Source organism: Pseudoalteromonas sp. A25 (genome assembly GCF_009176705.1).
Lineage (GTDB): Bacteria > Pseudomonadota > Gammaproteobacteria > Enterobacterales > Alteromonadaceae > Pseudoalteromonas.
Map to the genome: position 1 here is coordinate 3,819,026 of NZ_AP021846.1, position 23,379 is coordinate 3,842,404.

Annotated in this window: 15 protein-coding genes; 2 read left to right on the forward strand and 13 right to left on the reverse strand. The window is 41.8% G+C overall.

The window, feature by feature from the left end; translation table 11 throughout:
* Positions 1–14: 14 nt before the first annotated feature.
* Entirely contained in the window at positions 15–5,582 is a 5,568-nt protein-coding gene (locus GDK41_RS16425; RefSeq protein WP_152087412.1) for a two-component regulator propeller domain-containing protein, read from the reverse strand.
* 172 nt (positions 5,583–5,754) lie between these two features.
* Here GDK41_RS16425 and GDK41_RS16430 point away from each other — a divergent pair, with 172 nt between their 5' ends.
* A complete protein-coding gene (locus GDK41_RS16430; RefSeq protein ID WP_172971634.1) occupies positions 5,755–7,272 on the forward strand; it encodes a response regulator in 1,518 nt (505 codons plus the stop codon).
* Positions 7,273–7,288: 16 nt separating this feature from the next.
* Here the strand turns inward: GDK41_RS16430 and GDK41_RS16435 are convergent, their stop codons facing one another.
* From GDK41_RS16435 to GDK41_RS16480, 10 genes are all read right to left on the reverse strand, one after another.
* Positions 7,289–7,642: a hypothetical protein gene (locus GDK41_RS16435; protein ID WP_152087414.1), complete on the reverse strand. Its 354-nt coding sequence runs from the start codon at positions 7,640–7,642 to the stop codon at positions 7,289–7,291.
* A gap of 269 nt (positions 7,643–7,911) precedes the next feature.
* Positions 7,912–8,472: a hypothetical protein gene (locus GDK41_RS16440; protein WP_152087415.1), complete on the reverse strand. Its 561-nt coding sequence runs from the start codon at positions 8,470–8,472 to the stop codon at positions 7,912–7,914.
* 80 nt (positions 8,473–8,552) lie between these two features.
* A complete protein-coding gene (locus GDK41_RS16445; protein WP_152087416.1) occupies positions 8,553–8,915 on the reverse strand; it encodes a hypothetical protein in 363 nt (120 codons plus the stop codon).
* Positions 8,916–9,183: 268 nt separating this feature from the next.
* A complete protein-coding gene (locus GDK41_RS16450) occupies positions 9,184–11,874 on the reverse strand; it encodes a CHASE domain-containing protein (protein ID WP_152087417.1) in 2,691 nt (896 codons plus the stop codon).
* A gap of 121 nt (positions 11,875–11,995) precedes the next feature.
* Positions 11,996–12,976 (reverse strand): substrate-binding domain-containing protein, encoded by a 981-nt coding sequence (locus tag GDK41_RS16455; protein WP_232056487.1) that lies wholly within the window; start codon positions 12,974–12,976, stop codon positions 11,996–11,998.
* A gap of 245 nt (positions 12,977–13,221) precedes the next feature.
* Positions 13,222–13,707 (reverse strand): hypothetical protein, encoded by a 486-nt coding sequence (locus tag GDK41_RS16460; protein ID WP_152087418.1) that lies wholly within the window; start codon positions 13,705–13,707, stop codon positions 13,222–13,224.
* 34 nt (positions 13,708–13,741) lie between these two features.
* The gene (locus GDK41_RS16465) at positions 13,742–14,587 is read right to left on the reverse strand and encodes a hypothetical protein (RefSeq protein ID WP_152087419.1); all 846 of its coding nucleotides are present in this window, start codon (positions 14,585–14,587) and stop codon (positions 13,742–13,744) included.
* 382 nt (positions 14,588–14,969) lie between these two features.
* A complete protein-coding gene (locus GDK41_RS16470; protein ID WP_152087420.1) occupies positions 14,970–17,810 on the reverse strand; it encodes an InlB B-repeat-containing protein in 2,841 nt (946 codons plus the stop codon).
* Between the two features lie 568 nt (positions 17,811–18,378).
* On the reverse strand, positions 18,379–18,885 hold the full coding sequence (locus GDK41_RS16475; protein WP_152087421.1) for a cytochrome b: 507 nt from the start codon (positions 18,883–18,885) through the stop codon (positions 18,379–18,381).
* Between the two features lie 243 nt (positions 18,886–19,128).
* On the reverse strand, positions 19,129–19,866 hold the full coding sequence (locus GDK41_RS16480; RefSeq protein ID WP_152087422.1) for a helix-turn-helix transcriptional regulator: 738 nt from the start codon (positions 19,864–19,866) through the stop codon (positions 19,129–19,131).
* A 73-nt stretch (positions 19,867–19,939) separates the two neighbouring features.
* On the opposite strand from GDK41_RS16480, the gene GDK41_RS16485 reads away from it, so the two are divergent.
* Positions 19,940–20,512, forward strand: a complete 573-nt coding sequence (locus GDK41_RS16485; protein ID WP_232056488.1) for a DUF1579 domain-containing protein — start codon at positions 19,940–19,942, stop codon at positions 20,510–20,512.
* 184 nt (positions 20,513–20,696) lie between these two features.
* Here the strand turns inward: GDK41_RS16485 and glmS are convergent, their stop codons facing one another.
* Together glmS and GDK41_RS16495 are read right to left on the reverse strand one after the other, a co-directional pair.
* The gene (gene glmS, locus GDK41_RS16490; protein ID WP_152087617.1) at positions 20,697–22,517 is read right to left on the reverse strand and encodes a glutamine--fructose-6-phosphate transaminase (isomerizing); all 1,821 of its coding nucleotides are present in this window, start codon (positions 22,515–22,517) and stop codon (positions 20,697–20,699) included.
* A gap of 86 nt (positions 22,518–22,603) precedes the next feature.
* Complete coding sequence (locus tag GDK41_RS16495) at positions 22,604–23,371, reverse strand: DeoR/GlpR family DNA-binding transcription regulator (RefSeq protein ID WP_152087423.1); 768 nt, start codon at positions 23,369–23,371, stop codon at positions 22,604–22,606.
* Between the last annotated feature and the right edge of the window lie 8 nt (positions 23,372–23,379).

Sequence of the window (23,379 nt, forward strand, 5' to 3'; positions counted from 1 at the left end):
GTCTTACATTAAAGTTACTCATCAATGTTATGATCGACCCGCCATTGCGTTAGCAGTAACTGCAACACGGCATGTGCACTCTCAAAGTCATATTCATCCAGGCACTTTACCAACGCTAGCAACTGAGATTGGTAATGAGCCTGCGGCAACACACTCATTAGTTCATCAACGACATCCGCAGCCCCCGTATCGCTGTCAGTCAACATGCTGTTCAGCAACGAAAATTTCTCCTGGATACTCTGCGTATCTTGTTGCACATCAACTCTACTTGAGTCTGTGGTGATGTTAGAGCCAGATTTTACCTTACTCAGCGCGCGCTTAATATGATGCATTAAATGCGGCAAACATTCGTTGATCGCTTGCAGATACAAATATAGATCGCGACTATTCTCAAGGCATGCTTGCTCTAATTGAGATGCGGCTTTTTGCAACTCATTCGCGCCAATATTACCCGCTAACGCTTTAAGTGTATGAGCCCAATGGAAAGTTTGATCTTTGTCTTGCTCAGCAGTTGTCAGTAAATTAGCCAACTGATCTATAAACACAGCTTCTTTATCAACAAAGCGCCTCAAAAGTTGTATATACAACTCTATATCCCCATCGGCAACTTGCAAACCTGCTATGGCATCTAGACCATTGATATGATTAAATTCTTTAATTTCCTTGTCATCAATATGCGTTATTGCAAGCTCAAGAATTGGCTGCTCAGGTGCCACCCAGCGTACTATTGTCGTTATCATGTCGCCGATATTGATTGGTTTAAAAATAATATCGTTCATCCCACACGTTTTTACTGCATGCTGATTATCTTTGGTCACACTGGCCGTCATGGCGATGATGGGCAAATTTATAAAATTCGGCTGGGCCCGGATTAACCGAGTTGTCTCATAGCCATCCATTAAGGGCATTTGGCAATCCATCAATACACCATCAAATGCCTGCTCTTGCAACCAATCCAAGGCTTGTTGACCATTACTCGCCACTTCAACATGCGCACCATGCTTAGCCAACAGAGCTACAGCAAGCTCTTGATTTAATTCATTATCCTCAACCAGAAGTAGGCTTTTATTCAGCAGTGGCTGAGCACTTTCGTGTTTAACAAACGCATTGCTATCGGTATCATTGTTTATTCCGATAAGCACCGCAAGTTCGTGGTAAAGAACGCTTGGAAAAATAGGCTTAGTCAGCAATCTCACACGGCTGTGCTGTGCTGCGATGTACTGCAAGTGGTCAGTATCAAAGTCAGCCATTAAAACAACATACCCCTGTGGATTACTAAGTTTAAACTTTGCTATGAGTGATAGCGCTCGTTCAACATATTGATCGATAAACAACACATTCGCCTGCATTAACTGCGGCTCAATTTGGGCCAGTTGCGTGCTACTAAAACTTTGTACTTGCAAATTAGCATGTTCTAAATAACGGGATAGCGCTCGGCTTGTATATTGGTCATCATCTACTAACAAGGCATTGCTTATCGCCAACTTTGGCGGAGCAATTAATTGCCCTGATCGACTTTGTAGTGTTATTGCAAAAGAAAATGTACTACCAATCTCAGGTGTACTCTGACATTCGATCCGTCCACCCATTAGTGCGACAAGCTTCTGACTAATCGCTAGTCCAAGACCAGTTCCACCAAACTTACGGGTAATGGAAGCATCGGCTTGGCTGAATGACTCAAACAACTTATGCTGCTGCGCTTGTGTCATGCCGATACCAGTGTCAATTACAGCGATAGCTATCGTCACCTGCTCAGCCGATTGCTGATCCAAAGTGACATTAAAGGTAACTTGCCCACCTGACTCGGTAAATTTGATGGCATTACTACCCAAGTTTAACAAAACCTGACTAATTCTTAGTGGATCCCCATACAGCTGCTCGGGGATTTGCGGGTCTAGCGACACGCTCATTTTCAACCCCTTCTCCTGTGCCTTAACACTCAATACATCAACACAATTTGATAGCACTTCTTCCAGTGCAAACGGCACGGCTTCAATATCAAGTTTGCCTGCTTCAATTTTTGAAAAGTCTAATATATCGTTAATGATCCCCAACAACGATTCTGCACTACGGTGGATTTTTTCTAAGTAATTTCGCTGTTTTCGATTAAGCTCTGTGTCTAAAACCAAATAACTCATGCCAATAATTGCATTCATAGGCGTGCGAATTTCATGAGACATATTAGATAAGAAATCAGACTTCGCTTGTGTTGCACTCTCAGCCGTTTCTTTGGCCTGTTTTAACGCGGCTTCTAATGTTTTGGCATCGGTGATGTCCATATTGATACCAAATATACTTCGTTTTTGCGTACGGTTTTCTTGGTGAAAGCTGCGACCTATACTAAGTACCCATTTCCACTTATCATCCGCGGTGCGCATCCTAAACTCGCAGCGAAACATCGATGACTGTTTTTTAAAATATGCAAACAGTGTATTTTGTACATGATCAAAGTCATCGGGGTGAACAAGTGCTCGCCAACGAGCAATACTTTTACCATGCTTTTGCTCTAACTCATGAGAAAGGTAACCAAGCATGGTTGACCATACGCTATTCGTTAGCAAGATATCTTTAAAGCTATCCCACTCCCAAGCCCCCATATTCGCACCATGCATCGCCAACTCCATACGTTGCTCCGCTTCCTTAAGCTCACCGTAAGATAAAGAATTGGCTAATGCCACCGCCAAATGATTGCCAACAACGCGTAGAATACTTAACTGGGAGTCGCTAAATGCCCCGCCTCTACTTGATTGTATTGAGAACACACCCAACACTTTACCATCTACAATCAAAGGCATACAAAACACTGATTGCGTGCGCTCTCCATTGAGACTGTCTGATGGCAGCAAATCATATGCTTGCCAAGCCTCATTGCTATCAAGTGACAATTCTGCGCCATGTTTCATGCAAACACTCTCTGCGATTGCTGTTTGACTTATATTTACCTCAAGTAACGACACTCGGTTACGATCTTTTTCTGCATAAATGAACTCTATTATTTGCTCGCTGTGCTGGTAAAGCCCTACAGCAAACAGCTCAAAGTCAAGGGTATTGCTCAGATGCTCATTGATTGTATGACAAATTTTGCTCATATCATGACTTGCAGCAGCATCTTTACCCACCTCTGCGAGCACGATAATATCTTGAGTTCGCTGAGCGATTTTTTGTTCCAACTTTGCCCCAGCAATACTTAGGCGCTTGAAACGCCAGAAAATAATACTCGCAAGTATCATTATAAAAAGTACAGGGGCAGATATTTGAAACCAACGAGTTTGATACCATGCCGGCGCGCGCACTACTTTTATCGAAATACCTTGCTTGTTCCATACACCATGATTGTTGCTGCCCTGTACTCGCAGCTCATATTCACCAGGCGGCAAATCTCGATAACTCACTTCATGACTAGCGGTAATGTCAGTCCACCCTGCTTGATAACCCACCAGCCAAGTTCGGTAACGATTATCTTCAGTGGCTTGATAGTCGAGCGCCGAAAAATAAACGGTTAAAATATGGCTGTCTGGGGCAAGGGTAATACGTTCACCCAAATCAGCGATATCGCGCCCATCCACATTTGCTTGAGTAAAGACGAGCTTTGGTACGGTGCGATTTACACTCACCTCACCGGGCAAAAAGCGGGTGATGCCATCAATGCTGCCAAACATAATTTGATCATCAAATTGTACTTGAGCCCCCACCAAAAAATGATTACTTGCTAAACCATCATGTGTGGTAAAGCGATGAAAGACATTCGTTTTTGTATCAAGCTTGTATATACCACTTGATGTCGCCAACCATAAAAAACCGTTTTTATCTGCAATAATGGATTTAACAGCAAAAGAAGAGTCAAACCCTGTGTTATTAACACGCTGGAAATTACGACTTGCCATATCATAGCTCGTCAACCCACTATTAGTTGCAAACCATATTTTACCATTGAGTTCAATGGCTTGATTAACATAGTTATTACTTAAACTTGCGCTATCTCTTTGCGAAATAAATTGCACCAAGTTTCGTCCGTCTGATTCAACTCGAAAGACACCTTCTCCATCAGTTCCCGCCCAAACCCGTTGCTCGCTATCGACGAATAAGAAGTTTGCGTCAACATGGGGAAATAAAAACTGATATTGATCAGTGCCTAAACGCCACTTGCTCACTGAATTTTGACCGGTTGGGATCACCCAAGCCCAGCCGTTATGGTCGAACACAATATCTTCGATCGAATGGCGTTTATCATCAAGCCAAGGCAATGGCATCAAATGTAATTTTTTACTCAGTTCATCAACACGATAAAGACCAAAGTTTGTTGCCACGAACAATTGACCGGCTTGATCACGCGCCAGTTTATGAATGCGCAACCGATAATCATCTGTTAACCGAGAACGCTCTGTAAAAGGTGTAAAGTGCTGCTTCGCATCAAAATGTACAAGGCCTCGCCCTGTGCCTAGCCACACCCCTCCCTGGCGAGCCTCAATCATACTGAATACTTGACGAAACAACCCAGCAAGTATGTATTCTTGTAAAAAATCTTGATGAGATATAAATGTGGGTGGTTGAGGGTAAATTTTCACAACTCCAGAATAACGCGTCGCCGCCCAAAAGAGTCCCGTTTCATCGACCAAAACTTGCCTAACATCGCGACTGGGCAGCAGTGCCAACTGCGGCATATTCGCCGTGTTTATAAACTGGCGCTGCGCGATAGAAAACCGATATATGCCAGCAAACGTCGACAATATAATGTCACCGTTATGATGCAGCATACCCGATACGCTAGGTAATTTTTCATTTGGTAAATCATAAACTTGATATCGACCCGTTGCTGGGTAAAACGCACCAAAGCTGCGCCGCGTCGCGAGCCACATTTGCCCGTTGCTATCAAATGATACGTACCTAATTTCTTGATGGTCTAACTCACTGGAGTGCATATCAAAGCTGCTGATCTGAGCGGATCGCCGGTCTAGCTTTTGCAGACCATGTGAGGTGCCGTACCAAATTGCGCCTTGGGCATCTTCACTGATACTCCAGACTCGGTTTTTGCTCTGAAAATGCGGGTCACTGACATCATGAATAAAACGCTTAAAACTCAGCTCACCTCTTTGTAGTTGATTTAGCCCACCTCCGTTTGTACCCACCCATAAAGTACCATCTCGACTTTCAAACAACGTTTGAATTTTATCAGATCCCAACGACGTCTCTTCTGTACTATCGTGCTTGAGGTGCAAAAATGATTGAGAAGCAGTAAGTAGATTCAGCCCACCTCCCCATGTGCCGACCCAGAGTTTACCCTTACTATCAAATAAGATACTCGATACGCTGTTCGCTGATAATGAATCAGGCCTGCTAATGTCGTTTTTGTAGGTAATAAATTGATATCCATCATAACGTATAATGCCGTCTGCGCTTGCAAACCACATAAAGCCTTTTGAGTCTTTGGCTAACGCATAAATTTGTGGATTTAAAAGACCATTATTGGCAGAAACATACTCTACTTTCAGTGACGGATGTACTGTTTTTGCCCAAGTGTTGTTTTGCAAAACAACAATAAGTGTCAGAGCCAATAAAGTACTAAAGACTAACGATTGTTTCACATACAACTCCGCTGAAAGCACAGCCAGTACAATGACACACCATCAATGCCAGCCAATATAAAGCTTAAATTATAACAGTTATCTCGTTTAATTAAGGATATTTAACCTTCATGATGCATCTTCTTGCCCTTATGCTATTACTATACAGTTAGCTCGCAAACAAGGTATGTTCATGAATTCTCTTACCAATAAAATGACAGTGCTGATCGTTGACCCATTCGAAGCATTTCGTGCCATGATCAGTAAAGTGCTTAACGAAATGGAAGAGATCACAGTAATACAAAGCTCTCATGGAAACGATGCCCTAGAAAAGCTAGCTTACAATGATGTGGATCTGATTATTGCTGAGTGGCAGTTATCAGGCCTATCTGGAATAGAGTTTTTAACCCAAGTTCGCACAAACCAACGCACTAAGCACATTCCATTTTTAATGACCTCCTCTACTATAGAGCAATCCCATGTAGTGAGAGCTATACAATGTGGTGTATCTGAGTTTGTGGTCAAACCCTTTTCAAGCAAACAGCTTAAATCAAGGATTGAGCGTGCGCTTTGCCGACCTGTTCGAGAATATCAAGGAGAGGTTAACCAAGAGGAAGAGAAAGCTTTAGATCAAAAAATTCAATTACTTATCGTTGATGATGTTGCAGATAATATCAAAGTGATCAGTGATATTTTACGTAAAGATTATAAAGTGCGCGCTGCGTTAAATGGTAAAAAAGCACTGCAAATTTGCCGTGCTGAGCCCCAACCCGATATTGTCTTATTAGATATCATGATGCCCGAAGTAGATGGCTTGCAAGTGTGCCAACAACTAAAGTCAGACCCCAATACACAGCATATCACCATCATTTTCTTAAGTGCACTAGAGCAGACGGAGCATGTAGTTAAAGGTCTATCTCTTGGAGCCGTTGATTATATCACCAAGCCTGCCAACCCAGCTATTGTAAAATCAAGGGTACAGGCGCATTGTCGGGGTATTCAATCAAATAGACTAATGCGTGACCAGATAGATACCATGCTTGAAAATGCACGACTCAGAGATGAGTTTGACAACCTCAATCAAAATGAAATATCAAAGCCTATCAAGCACATTAAAAGCGCCTGTGGTCTTTTGGCAAACCACTTAAACCATCCGCAAAGAGCCATGCCCTACCTCAGTGAAATTCAATTAAATTGCAACCAATTACAGCTGCATTTAGATAGTATTTCGGCCCTCAGCGCAATCGAAAAGGGCGATTACGAGCTGACCTCAAAATCCCACAACCTTGCGCCCATCATTGACAATGTACTTGAAAACCTGGCGGGTATGCTAAAACATTATAAAATCAGTGCGCATACCTCAGTGGATAAAACCTTTACCTTTTATGGTGATGCTGATCTCACATTTGCCTTATTAATGCATTTAACAAAAAATGCCATCGAAGCATCGAGTAAACGGCCCAGTATCAATATTAATAGCAGTGAAAGTGAAGACTTCATCGTTATTACGATTCATAACTCAGACACGGTACCACACCAAGTACGAACCCAGTTTTTTGAAAAGTTTGTTAGCTATGGGAAACCTGATCACTTAGGGATGGGTACCTATGCAGCAAGACGGCTTTGTGAAGCACAAGGGGGAACTGTCGCATTTAGAACAGATGAGGGCTTAGGCACCGAGGTTTTTGTTCACCTACCTATAAAAAAATAAGCCAGCAATGCCAGCTTTATTTTACTACTTTTAGAAAAGATGCCTGAGCTTCAGGTCGCATAGGAATGGTCGTTTGATCACTACACCCTAGCGTTTGCGCGCGTAAAGCACTCACATGGTTAAACACCGTCTTTACACCATAATACTGTTCGATATCTTTATCACTCTCTAACAAATCACCTAACTCGAGCATTAAGTAATAAGCAGTGTGTTGGATTTGTTCTGGCACCTGCTCTTCAACCTCACCTTTTACAAACCAACGACGGATCCAAAACTCTAGGCGATTGCATCCATGCCCTTGTACAATCATGCCAACAGCTAATGCGATCGCAACAACCATCAAAACTGTAAAAATTATAACCGGTTGCATCGTCTATACTTCCTCCAATTACTGACCTATAAATGTGATTCGTCGTCTATTTCGAGCAATATAATATTTGATTTACCAAATATTAACTTCCGCATTAAAGCGTGTCAATTTTAACTCAGCTAACCTAATGCTCTTGATCAACAAAAGACTGAAATAACATACAAAAACCATGTACAGTATATAAATATATTTATACAAAACCAATAGATAAAGTTAATATTTGTTAACAAACTTAAATAACTCTGAGCCAAAGCTCATATAAAGTCAGTTCATACTTTTTTTTGTGCCGCAAAAACATGAACGAGATATTTAATTGGCACGCACAGCAGAATAAATGCTGTCAAAATATTAATCGATATAACCCCAAGACTGTATATATGATAGTCATACAGCACGTTAATATCTAAATAGCCTCGCAGAACCAACTGCACATAATTTAGAACAACCACCACCGAGGCGCCATACATGTATATTCTCGCATACAATGAAAAATGACAGCCTCTCACTCGATGTACAATATACAAAGTAAGCATGAATAAAAATCCAGAGCACATCAAAGACGTATAAAAAATTTGTCTTCGATCAATCACATCCATTGATAAAGCCACTAACTCATAAGCTAGGGGAGTTGCATATAGTGAATTTGCCGCGACCATAAATGTAGTTACTAAACATGAATACAACTGATGGTCTTGTGCTGTTTTCAAACTCGATTTGTCGACTAAGGAAAAGCGAATTCCATGGTATTTATAAACAATTAAGGTGATTAAAAAGGCGCAACTTTCTATAGCTAAAGTAATCGCATCAGTGACGACTAAATAGCTTTTCATAAAGCTTCCCTGCGACAATTTACTCTGTATTCAAATTCATATACCAACTTTTACAGCCTTTTACCTAGCGTTTTTGTTGTTTATTTCACCACTTTTAAATTAGGCTTTTTCGTCTTATTTTCTGGCGTTGCTTCTTCAGCGCTTGATTGAGATTCATACTCTGCAGTTTCAGCGTGTAATTCACTGACTTTTGATAACGCTTGTCTGACTCCATGTTGCTGGGCATGATCTTCTTGCTCTTCTAGTGCTTCACCAAGCTCCATCATTATATGGTATGCTTGGCTTTGAAGCTGATCTGGGGCGTCATCATCCACATCTTTGCCCAACACCAACTTATGTAGTTTCTTTTCAAATTTTAAACGCTTTTGTCCATGAACAACCGACATAACAACGAGCCCAAATGAAATAACCATAAGCACTGAGCCGATTATCAATGGCTGCATACTTCACTCTCCCTTATATTAAAAAAGCAATCTGTTGCCTTCGCTGAGATACAAACACTTAAAATGTGGTGTTGACTGTTATAATCAAAGTAACCCTATAAAAAATTATAGAGTTTTGTAAAAATTTTTCATCGTTCACTCTCATTAGCGCTATGATGTTAAATCTTCTTTCCTGCCGTAGCAATAGAGTGATGGCTTTATATACAGTTTTTTACATCTCTGTTAACGCTTCATATACATGATAGTTTAGTGAGGATGCACCTTTTGCTTAACTCAAAACAAAAGCGGCGACAGCTCTCAAGAGTTCATTTTGCTCAATTGGCTTTGCGATGTGGCCATCAAAGCCTACTTGTCGATACAAACGTTTGTCCTCTTCATAAGCATTTGCGGTCAGTGCAATGATTGGAATGGATGGTTGGATGTGCTTGATTATTTTACACGCTTCAATTCCATCCATTATTGGCATTTGAATATCCATTAAAATGATATCAGGCGCCTGATCTCTAAAGGCGTCTACCGCTTCCTGGCCATTATTTGCTATACAGATCTTTGCTTTGGTTGGTGACAACATTGCCTTTGCGACCATTTGGTTAATTTCGTTATCTTCAACAACTAAAATGTAACTCCCCTCAAAGTCATACTGCTCTATAACTGCTTCATCATCTTCCAATCTCGGGGTGGTTTTAAGCAACGGCAAGGTAACACAAAAGAGACTCCCTTTATCGGGCTCGCTTTGCACATCAATCGAGCCATGCATCATCGTAACAAGAGAGTGCGTAATGGCTAAGCCTAATCCAGATCCCCCATACTTGCGAGTCGTTGATTTATCTGCCTGCTCAAAACGGTAGAAAAGTCGACTCATTTGTTGCTCATTCATCCCAATTCCAGTATCGCTCACTTGAATAAGTAAGTTCTGTGGACCACCTTGTTCCGAAAATAAAACCTTAACTTGCCCTTGTGAGGTGAACTTGAGTGCATTTGAAACGAGGTTTAATAGTATTTGCCTAATTCGTACTTCATCGCCAACCCAAAAGTCGCTCGATAGATGTTTGTCAAAACTCAAAGTAATATTTTTATCGAACGCGATGGGTGACAACTCAGACTTTACGTTTTCTATGAGTCTGTTTAAGTTAAAAGCCTGCTGCTCTAATACTAGTTTTCCAGCTTCAATTTTAGAAAAGTCCAAAATATCGTTAATGATGGTACGCAATGCTTTAACAGAGTAAATCCCTTTGGCAAGCAACCCTTGCCCATACTCTCCGAGCGGCTCTGCTTTGAGTAACTGCAATGTGCCATACAACCCATTCATTGGGGTTCTGATCTCATGACTCATATTCGCCAAAAACTCAGATTTAGCTTTGGTTGCAAGCTCTGCTTGCTCTTTGGCTTCTGAGAGTGCTTTTTCATGATTCAATTGATCAGTCAGGTCATATGCAATCCCTAAAAAACCAAACAAAACCCCTTTTTCATCAGTCAGCGCTGTAATATTCAAGCGAACTTGAATAAAATGCCCATCCTTTGCCACATAGGTCCAACGATTAACATCACTGCCACCCGCTCTTGCTTTGGCAACAAAGCTTTCAAAGCCCGGTGTAACCTGTATTTCTAGCTCTTTGCTCAGCGTGCTAGCATGCTCTTCAACTTCTTCTGCTACGTGAAAAATGGCAGGTGTCGCATGCCCTACAAGTTCATCTGCTTGATAGCCCAATAACCGCTCAGCAGCGGGGTTAAATAAGGTAATCGTGCCAAACTCATCGGTGGCAATAATGGCGTAGCTCGCAGAAGTTAAAATACTTCTTTGTAAGGTATTCGTTTTTTCAATCTCTTGCGTACGCATCGCAACTTCTTTCTCTAGTTTTTGGTTTGCTTGCTCTAGTGCAATTTCCTTTGCTTTTGCCAACTCAACTTTCTGCCGCTTTATCTGGCTTCTTTTTAACAGCACGCTTTGCACACTCAATACCATGATAACGAGCAGTAAGGTAATGCCCAATGTTGATGTTAGTACGTCTGCGCGAGACTCGAGATCTAATCCATAAATAAATGTCGGCGTGGCATATAGAGATACAAGCCATTGACGACCAAACATATTTATCTGTGTACTGGCATTAAACTGCTCTAGCTTGTTACGCCGCTCACCATGCGTAAAAAAAGTAATGCCTTCATTGGGGGTAACATCTGAGATGGATAAAATAACATTATCACTGAGTGTTCGGATTGAAGATAAAACTTCGTCAATTAAGATAGGTGAATAACTCCAACCCAATAAACTGTTCAGCCTATCGTTTCTTTGAATTGGCGCACCAGAACGATATATTGGTAATAAAATTAAAAAGCCCTGCTGTGCTTTTTTGTTTGCCTGTACGAGCGTAATTGGCGCTGTTAACCTTACTTCGTCACTCAAAGCGGCATCTACGGCAGCCTGCCTGCGCATTTTTTCAGAGCCAATATCTAAACCTACCGCACTCGCATTTCGCTTCTCAGGTTCAATAAATTGAATAATAAAGCGACTTTCATCATGCGTACTGAGCTTTTTAATAGTAAACGCGTTATCTGGTCTTTGCCGTTTGGCGTTATCGATAAACTCCCTCTCGTCTTTTGGCTCAACATAGCGGATCAAGCCAAAACCTCGAGCACCAGGAAATTCGCGATTAAAATCCCTCACTTTCATATATCGCTGCATAGCATGGTAATCAAACTTATCGATACCAATCGCGGTGATTGTTCCACTGAGACCAAACAACCCATATTGATATAGCTCTACGCGCTGTTTTACGCCACTGGCTATAAACTGTAAACGCTCAGCCAAAGCACTCTGTATCCTGTGCTCTATCAAGTGAGCCTGACGCTCATATGCGATATAGCTAAAAACCAACCCAGCCACCAAAGTTAGCAAGGGCAAAGCCAGCAACTTAAATAATGCCGTTCCAGCCTTTTTTGGTTTGATAAAAAGCTCTTTCATTTGAATATTACTCAGCAGGCCAGGGGGTAAAGCTGCTTGACGTGCATGTTCATGCACTTTCACTGATGTTTTGAGTATAGGTTTTAAACAAATGGATGCAAATTTGAATTAACACGCTATGTTAGTGATTGACCGTACAGCTTGCCGCGTTATTGCTTGTGCAATAATGGTAATCCAAAAAGTAGCTTTGCTGTGCAGGTCGTTGACCTTTGACGATGTAGTCGTATAAAAGCTGCGCAGACAACCGTCCCATCATGTAAGGCTTTTGCCCAATATTTTCAGTTGACAGCCCTTTTGATAAAGCCTGCAACTGAATGTTCTCTGTGTCAGCAGAGACGATGGTGATCTCATGCTCTGCTATCTGAGCTTTAAATGGCTTCAGCTGTTCAATGTATTGAGGGTTAAACTGTGCAAAACCTGCCACCGCAACAAAAATAGGAGGGGAAGGCTGCCTGATCATATTAAGTAGTTGCGACAACGCATCATCTCTGCGGCCCATCGTAAAAAGTGGGCATCGAATATGCTCTTGCCAGCCAGACTCGGCTGTTAATCTGTCAGATTTGCCATCAGACAAAGCATATCTTACGCCACGGATGCGTTCATTTAAATTCGGTGTAGTTTGATGACCTGACTGAATACATACCGATTGTACCGCCTCTTTTTTATATTTTTTGGCCACTTCTCCCATCGCTTTGCCAAAGTCAAAGTTATTAGTACCTACATAGGCTAAACGATATACCCGATGTTGCGCTAACAAGTCCGAATCAAACGTAACCACCGGGATCCCTTTTTGTTTAGCCGCTTTCAAAGCACCCTCGACTAGATAGGCTGAATCAGTTGTCGAAATCATTAGCCCATCAATATCTTGCTCTATTAACTCTTTTACAATAAGCACTTGGGTGCGCACATCTTGATAGTCGTCAGCACCATCGTATATACAGCTCAAATCGTCATGTAACTTAGCGAATGCTTGGCAGCCATGAAACGATTGCTCGTAAAAGCTATCATTTTTGGTCTTGCCTACGACTGCAATTTTCAGTTGAGCATGGGCGTGACACATTACACATGCCAACAGCAGTAACAGTGATCTCGCGTATTTCACACATCTCCTTAAACGCTTTACATATGCCGATTGAAAAGACGACTGTTTGTTAGATTAGCAATAACCTCTGGAAAAAAGAAACAAGTTTTTAACCCGTTGACGAAACCGCCACCATGCTGCTAAGCAAAACAATACTTTTCAAAAGATGATGTGATGAGACACTTTTAGATGAAGGGCATAATAAAAAACAGCGCAAACCATTAAATTTGCACTGTTTTTATTGTTTAACAGTTTTGCTTATACGATTATGGCTCGTAGCCACAACGCCAAACACGCTGAGTAACCGTCTCTGTTCGACAGTTTGTTTTAATAGTGCGTGTATGCTCAGTCGTTCTCAACTGATCATTCGTCAGACCTAAACTACCAGAGTATGTATACCAATCAACACTGCGAATGCCATCTGGCTGTGTGTACCAGTAGGTACCTGTTTGTGATTCCCATTGTGCTGCCGGACAACTACTCGACTCGTCTAAAACAAGGTTAGTTGAGGCATAACGGAAACTAGGTAAGTAAAAATCTGGTTCATTCCATAAATGACCTAAGTATATATGGCCACTGTAGTCACAGTGTCGTGTCGTTACGGTGTAAGTTTCTGTTTCTGTATCACAGACTTGTACATTTCGAGTCACGATATCCCAATAACCACCTACGTCACACTGCATACGTGCTTGCGCAGAGCCTGCCCCCAGTAATAGTAGCGCCGACACAACAGCTATATTTGAAGCTTTCATATTTATCCTTATATTTTTTATTGTCTTTTCAGCATCATAAGCTCAGCTTATGCTGCTGCTCTTCAGAGAAAAGTGCCCTGATCTGAGCAAGCTTTTCAAAGTTTGTTTTAACACCAGGATTAGCGTACGGACTACCTGACGTACCAAGGTCAATCACTTCTGGTATCGAGTAAATGTGTGCCGAAAGGCGTCTTATTTCTTGCTTTTGGAAGGCGCTTAAATTCAAGCTAGTTAGTGAGTTATTTAACATACTGAGCTTTTGATCAACACTCAGCTTAGCCTGCGCTCGCTCATACTGTTTATATTGCTCTAACTGCTCTGCGGTGAGAGTATTTTCAAGTGAGCGTTGGTACTGGACGCTATTTTGGCCAATAACATCCATATAACGCTGTTGATAGTAATCACGGTTGTCGGGCTCTGAGCGGCTATGTTTATCAAATGTTTGCCAAGCATCAAAATCTGCCTGTGCTTTACTTGTCAATAACTGCGCCAACGCATCATGCTGAGCGTCATCTAACTGCAATTGATTACTCAAAGAAAGCAGCACGGGTTGCACAGAAAATACTTGTAACTTGCTTTTTATTTCTGCCGCAGGAATAACCTTGAGGTCACTTGGGGTAGTTGTTTGCTCGTAAGGCGCTTCTGGCTGGGGTTTTGAAAGGTCATACGATGCGACTGGCAACTCGAGCACCGCAACTTGCTCACGTAAATTCAAATTGGCTGCTTCCAGTTCAGCAACACGCGCAGACAGCGACGATACCGAAACATGCTGAGTACTTGCAACTGAATTGACTTGGTCTGTTTTTGTTGCAACCCCAAGCCATAAGTATGCCAAGACAAAGCCACTAAAAAACATACACAACAATTTGAGAACATTCATGATATTTGCCTACCTTAAGCCTAACTGGAGCAATGCTGAAAAAGCCTTTTTGGCAAAGGCTTTGTGGATACAACTAAACGTTTAAGTGCAACTTATAAACGATTCATGAATATGGTACGCCAGTTAACTGTTTAAGAAACCAGCGATTTATGACAGGTTTTTGTACAAAGTGAATGAACAGACTGACTTAGAAATAAAGGCTAAGAGTAGAAGGGGCTGAATTGCCAAAAATTCGCTTTTTCAGCAGTAGCCAGAATGGCTGCAACGAGCACTAGATTATATTGAGCGCATATATCTATGTCTTTGAAAGAGAAATGCCTGGCAGATAAGCGCTGCCCGCTCAATAAAGTGGCAGCGCTTTGGCGTCATTTTTTCCAAATAATTACACTTTGCGATTAAATCTGCGCATTACCAAAACGGCAGCAAACAAGCAAAAGCCAAACCCTAACGAGCCAGAGCTAGATGATTTAGCCGCTGTCTTTTCGGTTTTTACAACTTTGCTTTCCACTTTGGAATATTGAGCTGTAACAGTTAGGGCGCTAGTCACTTGAGCAAATGATTTATCCCAACCGCTGAATTCATGACCTTCTCGCTTTGGAGACTCAGGTGCAACAGCCGCGCCTCCATGCTCTACATTAAATAAAGCCAGTTCTTTGCCATCCCAATCTTTGAAAACCACTTGATATATGTTGACCTCATATTGTGCTGTGATTGTCGCGTTGGCAGTAATGTTGTTAAGGCTATGATCCCAACCGCTGAACGTATACCCTTCTCGGCTTGGTGATGTATCAAGGCCTTGCGCTGCTTGACCATGATTTACAACTTCTTGCTTGAGCACCGCACCATTCCAATCTTGGAATGTAACTTGATATGTGTTGATGTCATATTGTGCCGTGACCACGAGATCTGACGTTACATTGGCAAACGCGTGATCCCAGCCTGTAAAAGTATATCCAACTCGGTTGGGTGTAGTTTCCAGGCCTAGCGCTTCTTGATTGTAATTAACAACCTCTTGCTTAAGCACCGTACCATCCCAATCTTTGAATACGACTTGATACTTGTTGATCTCATATTGCGCCACAACCACCAGATCTGACGTTATATTCGTCAGTTCATGATCCCAGCCTTTAAAAGTATGCCCCAATCGGGTTGGTATGGTTCCTAGTCCTCGCGCCGCTTGATTATAATTAACAACCTCTTGCTTAAGCACCGTGCCATCCCAGTCTTTAAATGTCACTTGAAAGGTATTGATCTCATATTGAGCAGTAATCGTTGTGTCGAGTGCTATTTTTGTCAGCGGTTGATCCCAACCGACAAACGTATAACCAACGCGCGTTAGAGTGGTTTGCGGAGCCGGTGCCGTTTCACCTTCTGCTACTTGTACAGTCGATAAAACCGTACCATCCCAATCAACAAATCTAACGGTATAGATTGTTGGCTCTACACCAACCACCGAGACGTTTAAAAGGTTATTATCAAATTTAAGCTCAGGCTCATCTGATATAAATCTAAAAGCAAGCGCCGCTTGCTTGGTCGTGTTTGCGGTTAGATTAAATGTAACATCTTTATCTAGCGTATTTGCAGGGACTGTAAACTCACATCGACCACTGCCGTTGACAAACTCACAACTAGACGTTCCTGTACCAGTCATACTATCGAATGTCACTTCAACGTCGTCACTACCAGTCACTAAAATAGCAAATGTATTGGGCAGCGCTTTTCCTGCAAGCTCCTTAAAGCTTAACGTAATTTGCTCAGGCTTGTTAAGGCGCCCCTCAATCGTTTTAGCACTTGTCGAAATATAAAGATCTGCGATGTTTTCATCCGCCACGTTAAAAAATACATAAGGGTTTATGCCTTTAACGATAAGCTCTTCTATTTTGCTGCCATCAAACTGGTTGCGCTGGTTATCTCTAACCCACCAGCTTTTAACATGCCACACCCCAACATGATCAGTTTTATCGAACGTAAACGTTGCATTACCTACGAACACATGCGGCTGTGGATCAGTTTGCCATTCAGTAATATTAACCAACTTGTTATCTCGATAGTCACCCGAAGGTGAAACAAGACTAATATAACCACTGGATAAACCTGATGGCTCATAGAACTTAACTTGAGCGGTCACTTGCTGCTGACCTTCGCTTATGCTGAGCGAATTATCCGATACAGTTAGGCTAACTAGTTTAGGGGGCGTAGCATCAACCTCACTTGAATTAATAACTTTAATGTTTGGAAAAAAGCCCAAATCTCTGATCTCACGCTCTGAAATGCTCGATTGATTTTTTTTGTCTGTATCGTAGGCCCACAAAATTGAGGTTCGCCATTCCCCTGCAACATCGTTACTATTAAAAGACAGCTCAGCACTGGCTTTATACACTCCATTTTGAGACGTTGTTTGCCAGTCAGCAAGTGGTACAGTTCGACCTATCGTGGCGCTGTGTTCTTCAGGTGGCGCGATAGAAACAACGGCTTCTTGAACACCGCTGTCATCGTGTAAAAACACTTCGAGAGTAACCGTTTGCTGACCATCATCAACGTTCACCGACGTGCTTGATAAAGAATAGCCTCGCAATTGGGGGGCCATTGAGTCTATCAAAGTGGTATTGGTTACCATCACATAAGGATTGAACCCCATTTTCTTTAGCATACTGGCACTTGTGTAAACTCGATAGTGGCCTTTGCTATCTCTTAAAAACATCACTGCTGCTCGCCAAATACCACCAATATCGCTGGTAGTTTTGAGCGTTATCGTGCCAGTTGCTTCATAAACATGCTTTTCATCAGTTTGTGTCCACTGTGTTAATGCAACTCTGTTAGTGGGAAACGGGTAGCTTCGATTAGGTGGAACCAACCCAAATACCATAGAAGCAACGCCACTTTCATCATAAGCTTTTACAGTCAGCGTTATCGTTTGGTCACCAGAGGAAAGGTCTACTTCGTTGCTAGACAATTGCCATGATGTTATTTTCGGTGGCTCTCGGTCTTCATCGTCGCTTAATTGTATGATGTCACGACCAGGCTGACACTGAGTATCTAGGTAACTAAATACACTATTTATATGTTCAGGACCCAATTGCGCATATAGAGCCAACTCGGTATTGAGGTGCTGTTCATCTAGCTGGCAAAGTTGTTGGTGACTAGTCAGTGCGCTTGCATGACTAAAAATAAAAAGTGCAGCGATCAGTATACTGCTAATAAAGAGTTTGAGTATGTTCTTCACTTTGGCATTCCTTTTATACTCAGTATTCGTATTTTACAAAGAGAGACCCATACAAATCACTTAGGTACACTCCATGTCCCTATTTTCCGCGTCAAACGCGGACCTTTAATGGTAACACACCATAAATAAATAACTTTATCTTTTGTGAATTTTTAATTGGTTTTAGTGACTTATCGACTCTTAAGTACTAATTGGGTGCCTACTGTTTTAGGGGAAGATCAGTTCGCGAATGTAATACCAATTGCATTAAATTGGTGATCAGATATTGCGACAGATAAATGGCTTAGTAACAAGGCAAATATTTCACTATGTAGTTATTCTACATGAGAAATATTTAACGCAGTTAATGAGTTATTTAGCTCGCTAGAATGATCAATGTATTAATAAAATTGGTATAAGGTAAACGTAAAGAGAATAGCGCAGCAAGATTAGCTTACTATTGCATTCTTTGCTTGAGATAGGCATACCACAGTAGCTAAAAACGTTGAGATAAGGCTTTAAACTGGCATGTATGAGCACACTGTTGGGACCAAGTGCAACCAACCCGCCATACCGACACCCAATACATTCACCTTTTTGCGTACAATACTCCGGCCAAATGGATCGCGATTAACCACCACATAGCTTGTTGTAGCAGTAAGTGAACCTCATGAAATTGACTAAAAACACTGAAATAGTTGTCTTTTTTTGCAGGAAGCTCAATACCTAAAATGTTAAGTGGCAGCTCATAGTTAGTCACCATGAGTATCCCCGTGCCAGCAAGAAGAAAAATACACACATACAACAAGCCGTGAACAGCATTGATAAAGAGACTATGGCGCCTGCTTTGTGGTGTCATTCGCGGCAACTTGGTTTGAAATCGAAGTGTATATAACACTCTTGAGAGGATAATAATGACTAGAACAAAGCCTGCTGTTGCATGTGCTTGTAAGGCATCTTGGCGATGTTGCACCTCGCCTTTTATTTGCCAATCAACATAGTGAATTTGACCAGACAAAACCATGAGCATATAAAACAACAAAAGCGCACTTATCCAGTGCAATCCCCGATCCATTAGGTAAGCTTTAGATAACATAAAAATTCCCTTTAATATCTAAGAAACAGCATTATAGCGCCATTAATCTTCTATAAACAACACATTGGGTTTTATCTAGACACAGCTAGTAGCTCTAAAGAAAAACAAGCTGGTGTTAATCAACTTTTGTAAGATAGGCCCATGTTTCACGAAAGGGGTAAATTGAAATGGCATACGTCATAGCCAAGTTGCAAAGTCAATCACGTTCATTTATCAAGTAACAAGAAAGTCTGAGAAGACATATCAAAGCATTGTCGGGGTATCTGTTGCTATTAAATGAGAAAACTCTTCATATGATTTTAATATAAATTGCTCTTCAAGTACCTGCGATTGCTGAATTCGGTCAATTCGAAAAGTTCTATAGTCATCCCTTAGGTGGTCCCAGGCAAATATATACCACACGGGGTAGTTGAAATATAAGTAATGAGGCTCAATTATTCGCTTCGATTCGTTTCTTCTTTCATCGGAGTAACTAATCGACAATAGATTTTGATAAACAAAAGCCGCATTAACCTCCCCACAGTCTGGAAACTCCGATTGCTCATATGAAGAATGCACTTGTGGCGATGCCGAACTTCCAATCAATACCCTATTACGCAAACTTCTGATCTTTTCTTTTTGTTCAGGAGATAACAATGCCAATAGCTTATATCGTATTGAATTTAGGCTTTTCATAAAAAGCGGAGAGTTCATTTTTTCACAAATGGCGATACTAATTAATAGATCAATTGTTTCGCTATCCGTAAGGTTGATTTTTCCTAGCCCCCAACTCCTGTGTAGTCTGACGCCTCCACCTCTGCCTTTATCAGCATCAATAGGTAGCCCCCTTTCCCTAAGTATATTTAGATCACGAAATAAAGTTCGCTGAGAAACTTTCAAGGCTTGGGACAAGTCTTTGGCAGTTAAAAAATCATCCGACTTAAGCATGCTAGCAAGTAAATCTAATCTCGCTAAATGATTGTTAGTATTCGCTCTTTTCATCAACTTAATATGTCACAAAATGACATCTTTGTTAATAGACTTACATTTCTCATATAACTTAAAGCGAAACAGAATGAAAACAACTTACTTACTTTTAGTGATTTCTTTTATTTTTGGAAAACAAGCCATGGCAGAAAATATAAACGATATAAACCATCAAGATTCACAAGAAGAATCTATTGCTCCTAATGACTTTGACTTTGAATTAGGCACCTGGAAGGTTAAACACCGAAGGCTCAGAAATATGTTTAGTGATAAGAAAGAATGGCTGGAATTTGAAGGTAGTTCTTCGACGACCAAGATTTTAGGAGGTTATGGAAATCTAGAAGACAATGTCCTGCACTTTCCTGATAATTCATTTCGGGCTGTCGCTATACGCTCTTACGATTCAGCTACAAAAAAGTGGTCAATTTGGTGGTTAGACGGACGATCGCCAAACAAACTAGATGCCCCAGTTATCGGCTCCTTCAAAAACAAAGTCGGTTTATTTTATGCTGAAGAAGTTTTGAACGGGATTCAAACAAAAATAAGATTTAAATGGGACTCATCCAAACAGGAAAACCCTAAGTGGGAACAAGCATTCTCTTTTGATGATGGTGTCACTTGGGAAACCAACTGGACCATGAGCTTTTCACCTGCAAACTAGCACTTAACACTCAAAACGGACAAAATATTAGGGTAAAATTTAGATGTTCGCTTCTCACTCAACACAGTCCTTTAGTATATTAACGTTAACTCACAATGGGGCAAAAACATTTTAGTATAAAACTTTTTTGAGAAGGTATATCTATATTCCTAAGTCACAAAAAAAGGCGCTTTCGCGCCTTTTCTTATTCCACCGTCACCGATTTGGCTAGGTTTCTGGGCTGATCAACGTCGGTGCCTTTAATTACCGCAACGTAGTAAGATAGTAGCTGTAGCGGGATTGTATATACAACTGGCGCGAGGATGTCTTCAACGTGATTGACATTGATAACACGCATGGTGTCGTCAGATTCAAAGTGTGAGTCTTTATCTGCGAATACGTAGATGATGCCGCCACGTGCGCGTACTTCTTCAACGTTTGATTTTAGCTTTTCAAGTAGCTCGTTGTTAGGTGCAACGACAATGATTGGCATATCTGCATCAATCAACGCCAGTGGGCCGTGTTTTAGCTCACCTGCTGCGTAGGCTTCGGCGTGAATGTATGAAATTTCTTTCAACTTCAACGCGCCTTCCATTGCGATTGGGTATTGTGAGCCACGACCTAAGAATAACGAGTGATGTTTATCGGCAAACTCTTCGGCTAAATCTTCAATGCCACCTGCCAGTGTTAGCGCTTCTTCTAACTTATTTGGTAGGGTTTTAATGGCATTGACGATATTGCTTTGATCTAAGCCTTTTTCTTGTGCGATAGACGCTGTTAGCATCAGTAAGCCCACAAGTTGTGTGGTAAACGCTTTGGTAGAGGCGACACCAATTTCGGCACCCGCTTTGGTCATAAAGGCCAAGTCAGATTCGCGTACCAGTGATGAGCCTGGCACATTACAAATGGTCATTGATGCCATGTAACCTTGCTCTTTTGCAAGGCGTAAAGCCGCTAAAGTGTCAGCCGTTTCACCTGACTGTGAAATGGTCACAAGCAAGCTGTTTTCGTGTACGAACGATTGACGATAGCGAAACTCTGAGGCAATTTCTACATTACAACTTACGCCAGCAAATTGCTCTAACCAATAGCGTGCAACCATACCTGAGTGGTAAGACGTACCACAAGCAATGATCTGTACATGTTTTACATCTTTAAATATTTGCTGGGCGCTGTCGCCAAAGGCGTCTACTGCTACACGGTCATTTTCAAGTCGGCCTTCAAGCGTATTACGCACTGCCAGTGGTTGCTCGTAGATTTCTTTAAGCATGTAGTGGCGGTACTCACCTTTACCTGAGTTATCTTGAGTTATGTTAGACTCAACTACTTCACGTTCAACTAATTCGCCGTTGCTATTATAAATTTCTACGCTGTCACAGGTAATACGAGCTACATCGCCTTCTTCTAAAAAGATAAAACTGCGTGTTACAGGAAGTAGTGCCAGTTGATCAGAGGCAATAAAGTTTTCACCTAAGCCTAAACCAATCACCAATGGACTGCCTGAGCGCGCCACAATCATTTCTTGGTCATTCGCTTTGTCAAACACCACGGTGCCATAAGCACCATCAAGCTGTTTTACTGCCGCTTTTACTGCATCTAGCAAGCTATCGTGTTGCTGGCGAAGTTGGTGAATAAGGTGCACCATAACCTCAGTGTCGGTGTCTGATAAAAACTCATAGCCATCACCTTTTAAAGCATCACGAAGCGGCGCGTGGTTTTCAATAATACCGTTGTGCACTAACGCAATTTCGCTATTTGAAACATGCGGGTGCGCGTTGCTTTCGGTTACACCACCGTGGGTTGCCCAGCGCGTGTGTGCAATACCGGTCGTGCCTTTTACTGCCGCTTTTTCAAGCGCTTTCTCAAGGTTAACCACTTTACCTACCGCTTTTACGGTATTCAAAGTGCTTGCTAAACTCAGTGCGACCCCTGCTGAGTCGTAGCCACGGTACTCAAGGCGTTTAAGGCCTTCAATTAAAATCTTATTTACTGGACGCTCTGCAACCGCCCCTACAATACCACACATAATCTCTCCATTTTGCACGTGAAGTGTGTTGTCATAATGATGTTTACTACGCACGATGTTGTCTTTCGTACGTAGCGTTAAATTTTTTAAACGCTTGCGCGAATAACGGTTACGCCACTGCTTTCGATTGTTTGGCACAACTCCAACGCTAAATTGTCGTCGGTGATCAAGGTCGTTACTTGCGACCAAGGCAATTCTAAGTTGGGAATTTTGCGCCCTACTTTGTCAGACTCCACCATCACTATTACTTCTCTGGCAGATTCGGCCATAACTTGGCTTAATCCCACCAGCTCGTTAAAAGTGGTTGTACCGCGCGCAACATCAATGCCATCGGCACCAATAAACAGCTGGTCAAAGTCGTACGAACGCAGTACTTTTTCAGCCACTTGCCCCTGAAAAGACTCAGAATGTGGGTCCCAAGTACCGCCGGTCATCAAAAGTGTTGGTTCATTTTCTAAAGATAACAATCGGTTAGCAATATTCATGGCATTGGTCATAACCACTAGCCCCTGCTTTTTCACAAGCTCTGGGATCATCGCCGCTGTGGTTCTGCCACTATCAATAATTATGCGATTGTGATCTTTAATTAAACTGGCGGCCGCTTTAGCAATAGCCATTTTGCGAAGTGAATCGCGTTTGTCGTTGCTTTTTGCAACGATCTCTTGCGGCAATGCCACGGCACCACCATAGCGGCGTAATAACAACCCGCTCTTTTCTAGCGCGGTCAAATCCTTTCGAATCGTAACTTCTGATGTTTCAAACTCAACAGCCAATGATTCAACACTCACCTCACCTTGTGCATTTACTTTGCTCAAAATGGTATGTCTGCGTTGCTGGGTGTTACGTTTAGTCATGTTTTTTT